Raw genomic sequence first — 16,150 nt, forward strand, 5'->3', positions numbered from 1 at the left:
TATCCACTCATTACTTTCTCAGTTACTTAATCAATCCTGAATATTTGATGTTAACATCAGCTTTGACCTGAAAATCGAGCCCGGCATAGAGCCCCTTCCACACTTCCATTTCGGTATCATTATTAAAATGTCTAGCTCCATAGTGCAGCCCCCACCCAAAAGGATCCAAACCGCTCGTATGAATTTTTTTTAGTAATGCTAAGATATCATCTTCCAATTCTTTCTCGCCAGCTGCCTGAATTTTTTTCAACTTGCTATGTGTCACCAAATCCGGGCTGCTACTCTCTTCGAGGATCCCTTTAATCTTAATATGGTATCGAATAGTAGCTTTTCCGCTCTCCGTATTTAGTATCTTGTAGTCCGAGGATGATCTCTCTGTGTAATACTGATACATGACCCCCTCAATATGGGCTGGCAAATTGGTCCGTAAGTTGGAGCGCGACAGCAGATTGTATAGCCGGGTTTCGTTCGGTGTAAGCACCATCTTGATTTTCTCGCTATCCAGTAGAGCGATTTTATCAATTAAGAACTCGCTCTTCCCTTTGGCCTCGATAATCGGCAAGATCGGATCAATACCCTTCTCATAAATATTTCTCATCAGCTGAAAGGAATACACACTAGCAATAAATGGAGATTCCGTTCCCTGACCACTCATCGCCAGAATAAGAGAATTCGATGGGATACGCTCCGATTCGGGTCGTACCTGCAGCACTTGAAGTGCCTCCGGACGCCCGACTGCAAAATTTACAATAAGCTGGACATCTCTGCGCCGCACGGCCCAATCCATAACATGCTGAATATCTTTACGTGCGATCCCTTCTCCCAAAATAATCGATTTACAATGGGAATAATCAAGCTCCTTCTCCACTTTTGACTTCATTCTGCGGAGCGCTTCCGAAATACTAGGGGACTCTTCGGTTAATATCTGCATCTTCTCATCAATCTTAGTAACTTCCCCCTGTGGGATGGCCAGTTTCAAGCTGATCTTGAAAGTCCCTTCTTCTTCACCAGGGTCAACACCGATCGCCAGTACGAATATCCTTAAATCAATTTCTTTGAAGTCACAGCCGGCAAGGAGTAGCAGTAATACAATTCCTATTGCACTAAGTGCTTTTCTCACAACCTCTGCCTCCTTACTTTGCGATAACAATAAAACAGCAGAGCGATTAAGAACATCTCACCAAACCAGCGGATCTGTAGAAACCAAATGCCCAACACGTTGAGCTGATATTGATCCATCCAAATTAAGGAGAGGACCAGTCCGCTAAACAAGCACAGGATGAGCCACTCTTTCCACTGCTCTGCCTTCTGCGATTTTTTTTTCGTAGATGAAATAGCACCTTTGAATAACCCTAACCCTACATGCCAATGAACAATTACACTCACCAGAGATAAAGTCATGTAGGCAAAATAAAAAATAAACAACATGCGTTCAATAATAAAGGATTCTATCCGGATACTGTCTGCCGTCGAGAACCACGTATATACATGTCTCTCAATCGCAACAGTACCGAAATAACCGATAGGGACTAAAAAGGTTACGAGAAGTACGAGAAGTCCTTCCACCCCTAAAATCCAAACATGCTTTAGCTTTAACCCATGAAATACCCGATTAAAGATGGCTAGATTAATATAACCACTAAAAGAAAAGGTAGCTGCCGAAAGACTCATCAAATCCGGCTTATGCCAGATGTATGTAGTAATCTGCAGAACAGAATCCCAATTGAAGTCCGGATTGGTCAGCGCCTTTACGATGCCATAGACAATTAACGGTAATGTAACGAAAAGAATGATTTCAAGACCATACAAAAGTGATAGTGAATCAAAGCGACAGCAGATGCAGACCAATATCAGAAAGCCGATCACGACAGTATATGGGCTTGAATTCGGACTGACATATCGCAGTGTAATATCTACAAAGGAAAGCAAGGTAACCCCCCCAGCCACACACCATAACCCCGCAAAAAACACTAGTAAGGGTTTGACTAGCAGCTTAGGAAGAAGAGGGGTAAATATTTCCGGAAACCCCTTTCCAGGAAATTTAGCAATCAATACAGTAAATATATAGACAAACAAAGTGCCAAGGACCGTTGCAATCAGTATGGAGAACAAAGCACCGTCAAAGCGTCTGTCTATTAGTTCCCTAGGAACAAAATTAATGATGTTGATCAAGCTGTTCATCAGAAAAAGACAGTAGAAATAACGGCTTTTGGCCATCAATGTTCCCCGCCCTTCTTCTTACCAAGGTTATCAAGAAAAAACAATCTGAAATAAGGTTGTCCAAAGCTACGCTGATTGCATAAATACATCGCGAATCCTACAACACAGACCACTACACCAACCATTCCTAGAACAGCGGCAGCTATAAGAAAAATGTACTTCAGCACGCGTATCGACAAGCTCATCATATTCAGAGGAATCAGAAAATTGGATATCGCAACGGCAGAGACCAATATAATCATAATATTACCTACAAGCCCTGCCGCGGTAGCTGCCTGACCTAAGATTAGACCTCCGACTGTCGTGGCCGTAGGACCAATCGCTTTGGGCAGCCGTAAACTCGCCTCGGTCAGAAATTCCATCATCATAAGCATTAAGAGTACTTCCACAAAAGATGGATAAGGAACGGTCGCGCGACTACCCGAAATGAGTAGTGCAACCTGCACACGAATAATCTCTGGGTTATAAGAGGTAAGTGTTACATAGATCGCAGGCAGCCACAACGTCATGCACACACCGATAATTCGGAGTAGCTTTAAGAAACGGCCCACAATAGGAAATTGGATCTTATCATCCATGGATGTAAAAAAATCATTAAATATGGAGGGCAACACTATCGCATATCCCGTTGTATCCAGGAGTATCGCTACTTTTCCTTCAGACAAATTAAACACAACTCTATCAGGTCTTTCAGTAATAATAGACTTAGGGAGTACTCTCAATTTATCACTGCTTATAAACTTCTCAAGTTCTCCCGTAGCCTGTAAAATATCAACCTTTAGGGTATTCATCTTCTCCCTTAATTCCGCTAATACATTATGATCAACACGACTGATGTCGTATAGGATGGCCACTTTTGTTTTGGAGACATCGCCGATGATCATGGTTTCCATTTTGAGATTAGTGGATTGATAGCGACGGCGAATCATGTTCAGATTAACCGCAATATCCTCCGTTAGTGCATCTGAAGGTCCCTGTGAAATGCTTTCTGCAGACGTTTCACTAACACCACTGCTCTCTGTACTCATCGCGTCAAAAAAACAAATCACATCATTTATGCTAAGGAGAACGTAGCCACTAAGCAAAAGATCGATCGCTATTTCCTTCGTAGTCTCCTCTTCCGTGCCCGGATACGTCGTAATGTAATCAAGGTAAGCGTTAGTATCCCCCATCTCATAGAACGGCGTAATCACATGGCGACTGAGCGTCTGCGAATCTGTAACGCTTTTAATATAAAGTAAGTTGATCTGCCCAAAAGGTGCAACGAGCGTTCTATCAATTAAATCGGCAAATCCGTCCAACTCACCCTTGATCCATTCCAGAGAAACATTGTGCTTATCCTGTTGAACTGACATGGATCATCCCTCCTATTTATCCTGCGCTTCCCGGATGCCACCTTATTTTGGCACTATTTCTCTGAATTCATGCACTGCACATATGAATACAGAGTTTCTTTTAACGGGACTGTGGTAATAAATGAAATGAGCATTGTACAGATGGAGGGATAATAAGATGGATCCACACCGTAAAATAACGCAAGGTCTTCCGCAATTTCCAGAATCAATATGGCGTGACACTACAGATTTACCGACCTTTCCAAAGCTGACTGAAGATATTTCTACAGATGTCGCTGTGGTGGGCGGCGGTATTACAGGGATTACAACAGCCTATCTCTTAAGCAAAGCCGGATACAAAGTCGCACTCTTGGAGGCAGGGGAAATCCTCAGCGGTACTACGGGTTTTACAAGCGCCAAGATCTCCACTCAGCACGGATTAATCTATCATCATTTGCTGAAACATTTCGGGGCGGAGAATGCCCGGCGCTATTATCAATCGAACAATGAGGCTATGAATTGGATCTTAAAAACGGCTGAAGAACTTGAAGTGTCTTGTGACATGAAACGTGAAGCGGCCTATTTGTACGCTGATGCTGAAGATCATAAAACGCTTAAACAGTTGGAAGAAGAGTATAAAGCCTATGAACAATTAGGCCTGCCCGGTGAATGGCTGGATAACGTCTCTATCCCTCTAATGGCGAGCGGTGCGATTAAACTGCCAGGACAAGCTCGCTTTCACCCCCTGCAATATCTGAAGGCCTTGTTGAAGGTTATCGTGGAAAAAGGTGGCGTGATCTATGAGCATACGATGATGGCGGACAAGGTGGAGAAGAACGATACGCTTACGCTTTTTACGGAAAAGAATGACTTCCGTATCACCTGCCGTTACGCTGTGTCAGCTTCTCATTTCCCCTTCTACGACGGAGGTGCTTTATATTTCTCGCGACTGCATGCTGAACGTTCCTACTGTCTGGCGATCCAGCCCGAAACGGATTTTGAGGGTGGAATGTATTTAAGTGCCAGCGAACCAACCCGTTCTCTGCGTGCAGTGGAGTGGGAAGGCCAGAATCTGATTATCGTCGGGGGTGAGAATCATAAGACGGGCCAAGGCATTTGCACGATAGGTCATTATGAGAATCTGGAACTGTTCGCAGGCCACTTGCTGGGCATCAAAACGATCCCTTACCGGTGGTCAGCACAGGATTTAATTACGCTGGACAAGGTCCCCTACATCGGCAAGATTTCGGACAGCGAAGAGATTTATATCGCTACCGGATTTGGAAAATGGGGCATGACAAGCGGTACCTTATCCGCTCAAATTATCTCCGATCAGATTCAGCGTAAGGATAATCCATACACAGAGCTATACGATCCATCCCGCTTCAAAGCTGGCGCCAGCCTAAAAAGCTTCTTCGTTCAAAATGCCAATGTGGCAAAAGAGCTTGTAGCGGGCAAAGTAGAAATCGTCCATAAAAAGACAAGTGATTTGAAGGCAGACGAAGGGGCTGTTGTCTTCCATGACGGCAAACGTGTGGGAGCTTATAAGGATCCGGAAGGGACGCTTCATCTGGTAGACAGAACCTGTACACATATGGGCTGTGAATGCGAATGGAACGATGGCGACCGTTCTTGGGATTGCCCTTGCCACGGCTCCCGTTTCTCCTATGATGGAGAAGTCTTAGAGGGACCTGCATCCGTGCCGCTGACGAAGCTTTACGAATAAATCATTTCATTCGTGGAAACAAATGATGGATTCATGGAAAATAACATCGCTATACATGGAAATTTTCAAATCGTTTCCTTCGGCGACTGTGAATGCTCTATAGCATTCAGGTATAATAGGACATGAACGAAGCATTAGCTTCAAAAATGTTTAAAGGAGCGTGACGTTAGAGATGGATTTGAGAGGAAAGAGTGTTGTGATTACTGGTGCAGGCAAAGGGATCGGCAAAGCCTTAGCCATGGCACTAGCTAAGGAAGGTGCTAATTTGGGCCTGATCTCCAGAACTTCAGGCGATCTCGAAGCGTTAAAATCAGCCTTAACGGAAGTATACGACGTGAAAGTCAGCATCGCCGTAGCGGATATTGCTGTACGCGAAGAAGCGGAACGTGCGGTTGCTTACCTGCAAAACGAGATAGGAACATTTGACGCATTAATCAACAATGCCGGAATTGCAAAATTCGGCACTTTGGTAGAAATGGACCCTGCCGATTGGGAAAGTCATATCCAAGTCAATCTTTACGGTACCTATTATGTAACTCGCGCTGCGCTGCCAGCTATGATTGAGAAGAACGGTGGAAACATCATCAATATCTCTTCCACTGCCGGAGAACGCGGCTTTGCTACAGGCTCGGCTTACTGCGCATCTAAGTTCGCACTGATGGGCATGACCGAAGCCCTCGCACAAGAGGTGCGTAAGCACAACATCCGCGTCGTAGCCTTGACTCCAAGCACTGTTAACACCGGATTAGCTTCCAACGCTGGACTTAAAATCGGTGACGAAGACCGCATGATGCAGCCTGAGGATGTAGCTGAATTGGCTTTAACAGCCTTGAAGCTGCCGGATCGTGTCTTCCTAAAAACAGCTGGACTCTGGACCACTAATCCGCAATAAAAGGGAGCAGCTGGTTCTACGCCATGCTCTGATTGCACTTGTTCAGGAGAATGCGGCTGGATGTAGGAGGAAGAAGCTTGGATTGTTTTGTTGCAATTTGTGATCGATAATCCCTCAGGCTCTAACTCCTCTCGATGCTCTGATTGCACTTTGTGCAATAGAATGTCTCTGGTGGCGGCTAAAACTTGGTTTGATTGCACTTTGTGCAATCAAACTGGGGAAAAACACTACTTTAGGCGATTTAACCTTAATTCAATTGTACAGAGTGCAACAGAATACCTTTTGTAGACTAGTTCCTAGCTATTCTGTTGCACATTTTGCAATCAAACTTCACTTTCATCACCAGAGTAGGCAACTGGGGTTTAGGTACTTATTTAATTGTTAGTAATAATAATATTGTGGTGCTTATATTCTTCTTATAGTTGTGATTGGTACTTATAGTTACGATAAGTAATTGTAGTTAAGGGCCGTTACATCGAGCTCTAGTCACTACTAGGCGTTCGAGTAGCAATAGTTGCACTTTGTACATCTATTCAGCGTAATTAGAGGATCCTTCACACTTTAATTGCACTCTGTGCAACTAAAAGCAGGCAATTTTCAACCATTCGCCAAATTCATGGAATTTAGTTGCAGAGAATACACTTATCGCTTCGTTTTTAACGAAACAGAACTTTTAAGTGTATAAAGTGCAATTATATATTCAACCTATTGTTTATGTATGGATATCACACTACTGAACGGAGGTTTACCTAATATGCTAGTAGTAACTAATACTATTAAGGTTAAAGAAGGTCATGGTGAAGCCATTGCTCAACGTTTCGGAGGAAATAATGGTGTACAGGATATGCCAGGATTCGTCCGTATGGAGGTGTGGCAAGGAAGTGCCAAAGAAGGTGTTGAGGAATTAAAGATCTGTACCATGTGGGAGAATGAGGAGGCATTTAAAGGCTGGACCTCCAGTGAATCCTTCCGTCAATCACACCGCGGTGCTGGTGGCAATGAAGCCATTCTTGGTGCTTCGATCGACAAGTATAATCTGATGATCAGCCGAACACCCGGCACCAGCAATTAAGCATTGGGTTTCGACCATGACAATAACAACAGGGATGCCCTAAGCCAATATGGCTTTGAGACATCCCTGTTTGTTTTTACAATGTGTCGCTTATTGCTCACTACTACGAGACAGAGCTTGCTCCACCTCTTGATGTTTCCCCGGCCAGAATGCCCATCGACCAAAAAGTGTCGTAATAGCGGGCACAAGGAACGGACGTACTACGAAGGTATCAAGTAGAATACCTAGAGCGGTGATGATACCAAATTGCACAAGCACCTGAATCGGTAAGCTAGCTAATACAGCAAAAGTACCTGCCAGAATGAGGCCCGCAGAGGTAATTACCGAGCTGGTCTCATTCACGCCTTCCGCGATGGCCTGCTTAAGCGGCATGCTCTTACGCTTTTTCCAAATATTAGAGATCATAAAGATGTTGTAATCTTCTCCAAGTGCCACCAGGAATACAAAAGAATAGAGCGGGATCGCTCCCTGAATGGCATCTGCGCCCATCACATAATGAATGATAATCCAGCCTAAGCCAAGTGCAGAGAAGAAGGAGAGAATGACCGTTCCGACCAGATAAATAGTCGCCACTATCGAACGCAGATATATCAACAACAGCAAAGTGATCAACCCGATAACAACTGGGATAATCAGATCGGTGTCACGATCTCCGATTTTTTTGGTATCATACTGCGTTGCTGTCTGACCACTTACCCACACATGATCTGAAGGATTCTCTACCCCTACATCAATCAGCGCTTGCTCTGCTGTTGCTAGAAGGGCTGGAATATGCCCCATCGCTTCAAGTGAATAAGGATTGTTCTTAAATTCGATATCATAACCCAGAATATCCTTATTCACAGCGCCCTGCTGCGGATCGGAAACCGTGTCCACATACGTGAGCCCTCCGAGAATGACTTTAAGATCCTCTCCACTCGCTTGCCCCTTAGTATCAATAATCAGTTTAGCGGGTGCTAGTTCTCCCGGAGAAAACTGCTTACCAATGAGGTCGAACCCTTCGCGGGACTCCATATTTTTAGGAAAAGAAGAGAGGATATCATACGTAAACTTGATTCCACTAGAGAATGAAGCCAGAATCCCCAGTCCGATGACAGTCACTCCTACGATAGCCCAAGGTCTGGAAACTACAAATCCGCCAATCCCTTTTTTATGGGAGACTTTGGGTTCTGGAGCTGGTTTTCCTTTAGCCTTAGCCCGTTCAACCTCCATTTGCGGCGTGCGCGGAATGAATGGGAAGAACGAGGTCCGTCCGAAGATCGCCAAAAGTGCAGGTACAAGCGTTAAGCTAGCAATTCCCATAATGAAAATCGACACGCTGAACGGTATTGCAAAACGATGATAAGCTCCATACTTAGCCAGCAATAACGCAAACAGCGCGAGCACGACGGTGAAGCCACTCATAGCGATGGCGCCTGAAGATTCGGTAATGGAGCGAAGAAGCGCACGACTCTTACTCTCTTCTACCTTCAACAACTGCCGGAACCGTGAGATCAGGAACAAACAATAGTCCGTACCCGCACCGAACAACAGAACTGTCATGATGGATACTGCCTGTGAATCCACGGTGATCCAGCCTTCTTGCGCCATTTTTCCAAGAATCGGACTAGTTATACCATAAGCGAATCCAACTGCAATAAGTGGAATAAACGCCAAGATCGGCGAACGATAAATCACTAATAAGAACACCAGCACAAGCATAACCGTAGCAATTAACAAGGAAACGTCAGCGTTCTGAAACAGGCCTGAAGCATCTATAGAGATGCCCACTGGACCCGTAACACGTAAACTCAGGTCTTTTCCATCTACCTTAGCCGCGGAGGGGTCTCCACCCGTCTCTATGTTTATGATCTTCTTCATTTCTGTCACAGCTTCACCGAGCTGATCACTATCTGCCGTTTTATCAAAAAGCACCGGGGTTACCAGTGTACTAAGATCCTCAGATAATGAGGCTTGCAGTGCCTGCGGCGGCAGCTTCCCTAGTGGGGGAACAAAGTTCTGATGGGGTAACGGTTGCTGCTCCAACTTGTTGTATACAGCAGTGATATGTACTAAATCGTCTTGTGAAAGCCCACCTTCTCTATGCCATACGAGCAATGCAGGTACTCCGCTTCCACTTGGAAACTCTTGTTCTGCAATTGCTGTTGCCTGTATTGATTGTGCATCATCTGGGAGATTGGGCGCATTATTAGCAACTTGAGAATTCACTGCAGGCCATAATAGGGTAAGTGCACCTACTAGCACTATCCATACGAGAAGAGTAATCCATTTCGTCTTTTTTCCTGCCACCCATTTACCGTAGCCTGACATTCCCTTCATCCTCTCCTTTACCTTCCCGCCTTAAAAATGAGCCGCGGGTCATTTTTTAATTCTATCATATATATGCTTTAATTTTTAATCAAACTTTTTTTATTTTTTTGAAAAATCAAAACACCTCATCACATATAAAATACCCCTCTCTTCACATATAAAATCAGCAACATGTGAACAGAGGGGTTTATGGTTTGCTATACTTTTTCTTTCACTTCATCTTAGCCTGCGTCCAAATCTCCTTCGGAGAACTGACTGTTGTAAAGATCAGCATAGAATCCGCCTTGTGCAAGCAGTTCCTCGTGATTGCCCTTCTCGATTACACTACCTTGATTCATAACAAGGATAAGGTCGGCATCTCGAATCGTCGAAAGACGGTGAGCAATTACGAAGCTGGTTCTGTTTTGCATCAATGCTTTCATTGCTTTTTGAATCAACAATTCTGTCCGTGTATCGACACTGCTTGTTGCTTCATCAAGAATGAGGATCGATGGATCAGCCAGAATCGCACGCGCAATCGTAATCAGCTGCTTCTGTCCTTGAGAGATATTAGAAGCCTCTTCATTTAACACCGTATCATAGCCAAGCGGAAGTGTGCGGATAAAGTGATCGGCATGAGCAGCCTTGGCAGCACGCACCACATCAGCTTCTGAGGCACCTTCACGTCCATAAGCAATGTTATCGCGGATCGTACCATTGAACAGCCAAGTATCCTGAAGCACCATACCAAATTTGCTGCGCAGGTCACTCCGTCTCATATTGGTAATATTGACGCCATCAATGATAATTTCCCCATCATTAAGCTCGTAGAAGCGCATCAACAGGTTAATCAGAGTGGTTTTACCAGCACCAGTAGGACCGACAATCGCTATGGTCTGACCTGGACTAACCTCAATATTCATGTCCTCAATCAGAATCGCATCTTCTTTATATCCGAATTTCACATGGCGGAACTCAACGGAACCTTCCGGAGTACCTTCATCAAGCTTCGCAAGTGTAGTATTAACTTCCTTAACTTCCTCTTCTTCATCCAGAAGTTCAAATACACGTTCTGCGGAAGCAATAGTGGATTGAATAATATTCGCAATATTAGCCGTTTGTGCAATCGGCTGGGTGAACTGACGGGAATACTGAATAAAAGCTTGAATATCCCCAACATCGATCATTTTTTTAGTAACAAAGATACCGCCGACTACACAAATCATTACATAACCCAAGTTACCGATAAACATCATGAGCGGCATAATCATACCGGACATGAATTGGGCACGCCAGCCAGAGTCGTAAAGCTTATCGTTAATTTCATCGAAATCCTTAAGGGACTGAGGTTCACGACCAAAAGCTTTAATAATCCGGTGACCTGTATACATTTCTTCTACATGACCGTTCAACTGACCGAGTGACTTCTGCTGTCCGACAAAATAAGTCTGCGAGCGCTTGGAGATAGCCATAATCACAACGAAGCTGAGTGGCAATGTAACAATTGTAATCAACGTCAGCCATGGGCTGATGGTAAGCATCATTACGATGACACCGATAATGGTGACAATAGAAGTAATCAATTGAGTTAAGCTCTGCTGCAGTGTAGTACTGATGTTATCCACATCATTCGTAGCACGGCTTAGAATTTCCCCATGGGTACGGGAATCAAAATATTTCAAAGGCAAACGTTCCAGCTTGCTGTTGATCTGCTCACGCATGTCGTAGACGACCTTCTGAGCTACGCCAGCCATTACGTACTGCTGAATATAGCTAAATAGAGCACTAAGCAAATACAGTCCCGCAAGTATGATCAGGATATCATTAATGTATCCAAAATCAATGGAAGCTCCCTCAACACCCATTAATTTACCGTAAGCACCTTCGAATAGTTTAGTTGTTGCTTTACCCATAACCTTAGGACTGAAGATACTGAATACAGTACTGGCAATTGCCATTACAAGAACGATAATCAATTGAACCATACGAGGTCTTAAATACTTAATCAGACGACGAAGTGTACCCTTGAAGTCTTTAGCCTTTTCTGCAGGCATCCGCATGCCAGGGCCGCCACCAGGTCCAGGACCTTTATGGGCGCGCGGAGCAGCAGGTTTATTGTTTTGTTCGCTCATGCTATTTCCTCCTCTGACAGCTGCGAGGATACGATCTCGCGGTACACATCACTGCTCGCGAGCAGTTCACGGTGAGTGCCCATTCCGGCGATTTCACCCTCATCAATAACAATAATCCGGTCGGCATCCATAACGGTACTAACCCGTTGAGCTACGATTAGAACAGTGGATTCCGTGGTTTCATCTTTGAGTGCCGCACGAAGCTTAGCATCTGTTTTGAAATCAAGTGCAGAGAAGCTGTCGTCGAACAGATAAACTTGAGGTTTTCTCACAAGCGCACGTGCAATGGACAGCCGCTGTTTCTGACCACCAGAGACATTACTACCGCCTTGAGCAATTTCCGAATCAAATCCATCTTTCATTGCTGACACGAAATCGTAGGCCTGAGCTACCTTGGCTGCATGAATGATTTCTTCATCGGTAGCATCCTCTTTACCGTAGCGAATGTTTTCGTTAATCGTACCTGAGAACAATACCGCTTTTTGAGGGATGTAACCAATTTTGCTCCGTAGCTCTTCCTGAGTCATCTCACGCACATCTACTCCGTTAACACGTACAGCACCTTCGTTAACATCATAGAACCTTGGAATCAAGCTAAGCAGCGTAGATTTACCTGAACCAGTACCCCCGATAATCGCAGTAACTTCACCTGGGCGAGCACTGAAGCTAATTTTCGAAAGTGCAGGTTGTTCCGCGCCAGGATAAGAAAAGGAGACATTATCGAATTCAACAAAACCACGCATATGATCACGGCCGTCTTTTTTAGTTGCTTGAGCCGTTGTTTGTAATTCACTCTCTGATGGATCTGTGAACTCCGGCCGCATATCAAGTACTTCATTGATACGCAAGGCTGAAGCTGAAGCACGAGGAATCAGCACGAACATCATCGACACCATAATCAGGGAGAACATGATTTGCATTGCATATTGAATAAATGCCATCAGTGAGCCGACTTGCAAATCGCCATCGCCAATTCGAATCCCACCAAAGTAAAGAATTGCGATCATGGAAAAGTTCATAACAATCATCATAAGCGGCATCAAACCGGCCATGATTTTATTTACTTTGATCGCCGTGTCTGTCAGATCACGGTTAGCCTCGGAGAAGCGTTTATTCTCATGATCAATCCGGTTAAATGAACGGATAACACGGATACCCGTCAAATGTTCACGTAGAACCAGATTTAATTTATCCAGCTTGATCTGTATCGCTTTAAACAGTGGTAATCCCTTCATCCCGATAAAGAAAATTGCACCAACGAGTACCGGAATAACTACTACAAAGATCAATGATAATTTCGCATCTTCAGATACCGCCATGATGATACCACCAATCATCATCATCGGTGCACCGATCATCATACGCAGCATCATAGTAAGTACAGTCTGTACCTGCGTAATATCATTCGTTGTACGGGTAATTAAAGATGCGGTACCGAGCTTATCGAATTCATGCAGCGTGAAATTCTCTACGTGGTTAAACACACGAGCACGGGTAAGTTTACCGAACCCTGCTGCCACTTTTGCTGATAAATAGCTGGCAATGACTGAACATAAGGCCCCGCCCCCTGCAACTAAAAGCATGAAGCTACCTATTTTCCAAATATAAGTACGATCTCCCTGAACAATACCCTTATCGACGATGTCGGACATCAGCGTAGGGAGGTATAAGTCGCCCATGGACTGCAAGAACACAAGAATTAATACAGCACCAATAGCTACTCGAAATGGCTTCAGTTGTTTAAATAATTTAATCAAGCTTCTCATCTCCGTTCATTTGTAGCCTATCCCAATTAGGTGGTGGATTATCCTCAACGAATGCATGTACTTTCAGCAACAGTTCTGTGAGCTGCTTAGTCTCTTTTTCACCTAAGTAACGTACGAGCTCATCCAGCATTGCGTCTCTGTATTGCTCTGCTCTTCGTGTGAGTTTTTTTCCACTCTCCGTCAATTTCACGCGTACGACTCTTCGGTCCGAAGGATCTGCGTGTCTTTCCACCATCTGTTTCGCCTCAAGACTATTAATCAACTGCGTAATAGTTGGAGGTGTGAATCCGAGAAGTCGGCTGATTTCAGATATCTTTAGACCCTCATCATCAGAATGATTCCATTTTTCAATGCATATCATTAAAGTCATCTCACTCGGCTTATGGCCTTCAACACCCTTTTGCCATTGGCCCTTATGCAGCCGTTTCATCGCCGCAAAAAGCTCGTGTGCGACTGAATTTTCAGTATTTTCTGTATTTCCTCCGTTTATCCCAATTTCTTTCACCTCTAATTTAGTTAGGTCAGCTAATTATTAAACACTGTATTATTTAGGCTACCTAATTATATTTTCGGTGCAACGCTTTGTCAAATTTTGAATACGGTATCAATTATTACGAAAAAGAAAACTCCCCAGCACAATGGCAAGGGAGTCCAATTTCGTATATGTATTACTCTGTATTATAAGAATACTGAATAGATTGATTTAATCCTAGTACAGTGCTCCGTGCTCGTAAGTGGTGATACCTCCGCTGTTTCCAGAGCCAACTGGTCCAATAATAATGAAGCTAAACAATGCTAACACGCTGACCATCATCAATAGTGATTTTTTCATTTTTTCTCACCCCCTTTACTAATTCTCTATATCTATCCTGTTGAGTAACAGTGGCATAATCTCTGTTCGTCTCAAACAAAGTAACACAATTAATAAAGTCTTTTCCGTTGTTCTGTCTTATGGCCAACTCCAAACACTGAATAATATAATCCACACCTATATTATATTGTTTAAGGTTTATACGATACATGGCCACTTGATAGTACAATCGATACAAGCGATCTACATTATTCGGTTCCTGGTATTGCTCAAACCTCTGCATCTCCCGTGAGAACCGTGTGAGCACACTTTCAGCAGAGAAGCCGTAACGATTGGCAGAATCCATAATAGTAATAAGTCCTGCAAGTATCTCACCCGGATTATCTGCTAAAAAAGCAGTATATGAAGGCAAAACATTTACATTACCCACCAGCATCTCCAGTGTAAAGCTATTCGCTTTTGCAAATAACCGAAAATGCTCTACAGCTTCTAGACCTTTCTCATCCAGCATTTCGAACCAGCCAAGTTCCGCATAACCTGCTGTATACTTCTTAGCCTCTTCATATTGACCTTGCTTGGTTAGTGAAATCGCTTTGAGTAGATATCCATGACCATAATACACAACGAGGGGACGCTCAGTACTAAGTTCTTCGCGACGTCTGTCTTCCTTTGTTCGAAGTTGTCCGCGATAAACAGCATTGGCCAAGGCTCTCAGCTCATCCGCAAATCCTTCCATCTGCTTCCATCTGCGTAGATCGAAACATAATTGTGTCAGCCTTAACAGTCCATCTAATTGCATGTTTTCTGGCAGACGGCCTCTAAAAGGCCCGAAAGTAATTACTCCGCGTAACTTCTCATCTGTATCGACAATTGCCTTAACTGACATAAAAATACGAAAATGACTGATTGCAAGGCGTTCAGAGTAACTATCAGATTCATTTTCTGCTACAACCTTATAGAAAAACATGGATTCATCTATTTTACCTTTATTAAACAATTTTTCGGCTATCGAATAAACGATATCTAGCGATTTAGGATATTCCAATAACTTGCTTAATGTTTCATCAATGCATTGCTGCTTACCTAGTTCAGCGCAACGTATTAAAAAAGGCTCCACCCTGCGGCGTGAGACCTTCTCCTCATTAAAGCATTCATCAATATATAAAGGATACAACCAACCGTCAGGAAATCCAAAGGCTTTAATGATTGCATCTATTTGTCCCAGGGACATAGGCTTCGGCGGATTCCCGTGCAAAATTGCACTGAGACTTCCACGATTCAGGCCACATATTTTTGAAAATGAGGCGAGATTATGGCCGGAGCGGGACAGATTTTTCTCAATTTCTGAGCGTATAGTTGTTAACTTTCCCTCCACTCGGCACCCCCAAAGTTTGACTTGAAAAGATCCTATTAATTGACATTATAGGTGAAAGTTATGGATTGTACAACTTATAGATTGTACGACAAAAAGAGGAGCGTATTTCTCTCCTCTTTATCGGTTGGATCTTTGTAATAGTGTAATTCTATGGATGTATCGAGTTTAATTTATTGTAATAGCGGCTTTTGAGCTTCAGCAGTAAGCTGTTGCACTTGCCTTGCGACTGCGCAAGTTCTCCATCATCTTATGTTGTGCCAGCAAAATATAACCGTCCAATCGCTCGCTTAGCTCTAGGACAGCATGGTCACTAAGACTTCGTTGCTCCGCGACTTCCAGCAATTCGCATCTAAGGCTCTCTATAGTCACAAACAGCTCATCTTCTCTGTAGTCTCTTCTATAAGCTTTCTCGGAAGAACCTTGATATAGTGTCACAACTCTCTCCTTCTCTCTATCAACATCTCTTCCTATCATAATCCATGATACCAAAAAACATATTTTCAAAAAAAAAGAAAAATTTGCAGAACATCCAC

12 protein-coding genes are annotated in these 16,150 nt (G+C 43.7%); 3 read left to right on the plus strand and 9 right to left on the minus strand.

Annotation, left to right across the window (positions count from 1 at the left end; translation table 11 throughout):
* Positions 1-22: 22 nt before the first annotated feature.
* Genes NSS87_RS29195 through NSS87_RS29205 form a run of 3 tightly spaced genes read right to left on the minus strand, consistent with a single transcriptional unit; the run spans position 23 to position 3,575 of the window.
* Positions 23-1,120, minus strand: a complete 1,098-nt coding sequence (locus NSS87_RS29195; protein ID WP_339243834.1) for a Ger(x)C family spore germination protein — start codon at positions 1,118-1,120, stop codon at positions 23-25.
* On the minus strand, positions 1,117-2,217 hold the full coding sequence (locus NSS87_RS29200; protein ID WP_042194655.1) for a GerAB/ArcD/ProY family transporter: 1,101 nt from the start codon (positions 2,215-2,217) through the stop codon (positions 1,117-1,119). Before NSS87_RS29200 ends, NSS87_RS29195 begins: the two co-directional genes overlap by 4 nt.
* The gene (locus tag NSS87_RS29205; protein ID WP_339243835.1) at positions 2,217-3,575 is read right to left on the minus strand and encodes a spore germination protein; all 1,359 of its coding nucleotides are present in this window, start codon (positions 3,573-3,575) and stop codon (positions 2,217-2,219) included. Before NSS87_RS29205 ends, NSS87_RS29200 begins: the two co-directional genes overlap by 1 nt.
* A 157-nt stretch (positions 3,576-3,732) precedes the next feature.
* Here NSS87_RS29205 and NSS87_RS29210 point away from each other — a divergent pair, with 157 nt between their 5' ends.
* From NSS87_RS29210 to NSS87_RS29220, 3 genes are all read left to right on the plus strand, one after another.
* On the plus strand, positions 3,733-5,280 hold the full coding sequence (locus tag NSS87_RS29210; protein WP_339243836.1) for an FAD-dependent oxidoreductase: 1,548 nt from the start codon (positions 3,733-3,735) through the stop codon (positions 5,278-5,280).
* 172 nt (positions 5,281-5,452) lie between these two features.
* Positions 5,453-6,172 (plus strand): 3-ketoacyl-ACP reductase, encoded by a 720-nt coding sequence (locus tag NSS87_RS29215; RefSeq protein ID WP_339243837.1) that lies wholly within the window; start codon positions 5,453-5,455, stop codon positions 6,170-6,172.
* 754 nt (positions 6,173-6,926) lie between these two features.
* Positions 6,927-7,244, plus strand: a complete 318-nt coding sequence (locus NSS87_RS29220) for an antibiotic biosynthesis monooxygenase (protein ID WP_339243838.1) — start codon at positions 6,927-6,929, stop codon at positions 7,242-7,244.
* A gap of 90 nt (positions 7,245-7,334) precedes the next feature.
* Here the strand turns inward: NSS87_RS29220 and NSS87_RS29225 are convergent, their stop codons facing one another.
* The 6 genes from NSS87_RS29225 to NSS87_RS29250 all read right to left on the minus strand — a co-directional run bounded on the left by NSS87_RS29225 (position 7,335) and on the right by NSS87_RS29250 (position 16,052).
* Positions 7,335-9,563 (minus strand): MMPL family transporter, encoded by a 2,229-nt coding sequence (locus NSS87_RS29225; protein ID WP_339243841.1) that lies wholly within the window; start codon positions 9,561-9,563, stop codon positions 7,335-7,337.
* Between the two features lie 212 nt (positions 9,564-9,775).
* Positions 9,776-11,665 (minus strand): ABC transporter ATP-binding protein, encoded by a 1,890-nt coding sequence (locus NSS87_RS29230; RefSeq protein ID WP_042192571.1) that lies wholly within the window; start codon positions 11,663-11,665, stop codon positions 9,776-9,778.
* A complete protein-coding gene (locus tag NSS87_RS29235; protein ID WP_042192573.1) occupies positions 11,662-13,422 on the minus strand; it encodes an ABC transporter ATP-binding protein in 1,761 nt (586 codons plus the stop codon). Before NSS87_RS29235 ends, NSS87_RS29230 begins: the two co-directional genes overlap by 4 nt.
* Positions 13,415-13,861, minus strand: a complete 447-nt coding sequence (locus tag NSS87_RS29240) for a MarR family transcriptional regulator (protein WP_076298122.1) — start codon at positions 13,859-13,861, stop codon at positions 13,415-13,417. Before NSS87_RS29240 ends, NSS87_RS29235 begins: the two co-directional genes overlap by 8 nt.
* Before the next feature lie 355 nt (positions 13,862-14,216).
* A complete protein-coding gene (locus NSS87_RS29245) occupies positions 14,217-15,617 on the minus strand; it encodes a DNA-binding protein (RefSeq protein ID WP_339243844.1) in 1,401 nt (466 codons plus the stop codon).
* Between the two features lie 195 nt (positions 15,618-15,812).
* Positions 15,813-16,052 carry an aspartyl-phosphate phosphatase Spo0E family protein gene (locus NSS87_RS29250; protein ID WP_042192581.1) on the minus strand — a complete coding sequence of 80 codons (240 nt, stop codon included), beginning with the start codon at positions 16,050-16,052 and terminating at the stop codon, positions 15,813-15,815.
* Positions 16,053-16,150 lie beyond the last annotated feature (98 nt).

It is taken from the genome of Paenibacillus sp. FSL F4-0243 (genome assembly GCF_037963295.1).
GTDB lineage: Bacteria > Bacillota > Bacilli > Paenibacillales > Paenibacillaceae > Paenibacillus_AQ.

Excerpts from the sequence above, each read along its gene's own strand:
- NSS87_RS29215 (WP_339243837.1), top strand. The coding sequence starts at position 5,453 with ATGGATTTGAGAGGAAAGAGTGTTGTGATTACTGGTGCAGGCAAAGGG.
- NSS87_RS29205 (WP_339243835.1), bottom strand. The coding sequence starts at position 3,575 with ATGTCAGTTCAACAGGATAAGCACAATGTTTCTCTGGAATGGATCAAG.
- NSS87_RS29240 (WP_076298122.1), bottom strand. The coding sequence starts at position 13,861 with ATGAAACGGCTGCATAAGGGCCAATGGCAAAAGGGTGTTGAAGGCCAT.
- NSS87_RS29200 (WP_042194655.1), bottom strand. The coding sequence starts at position 2,217 with ATGGCCAAAAGCCGTTATTTCTACTGTCTTTTTCTGATGAACAGCTTG.
- NSS87_RS29220 (WP_339243838.1), top strand. The coding sequence starts at position 6,927 with ATGCTAGTAGTAACTAATACTATTAAGGTTAAAGAAGGTCATGGTGAA.
- NSS87_RS29225 (WP_339243841.1), bottom strand. The coding sequence starts at position 9,563 with ATGAAGGGAATGTCAGGCTACGGTAAATGGGTGGCAGGAAAAAAGACG.
- NSS87_RS29230 (WP_042192571.1), bottom strand. The coding sequence starts at position 11,665 with ATGAGCGAACAAAACAATAAACCTGCTGCTCCGCGCGCCCATAAAGGT.
- NSS87_RS29210 (WP_339243836.1), top strand. The coding sequence starts at position 3,733 with ATGGATCCACACCGTAAAATAACGCAAGGTCTTCCGCAATTTCCAGAA.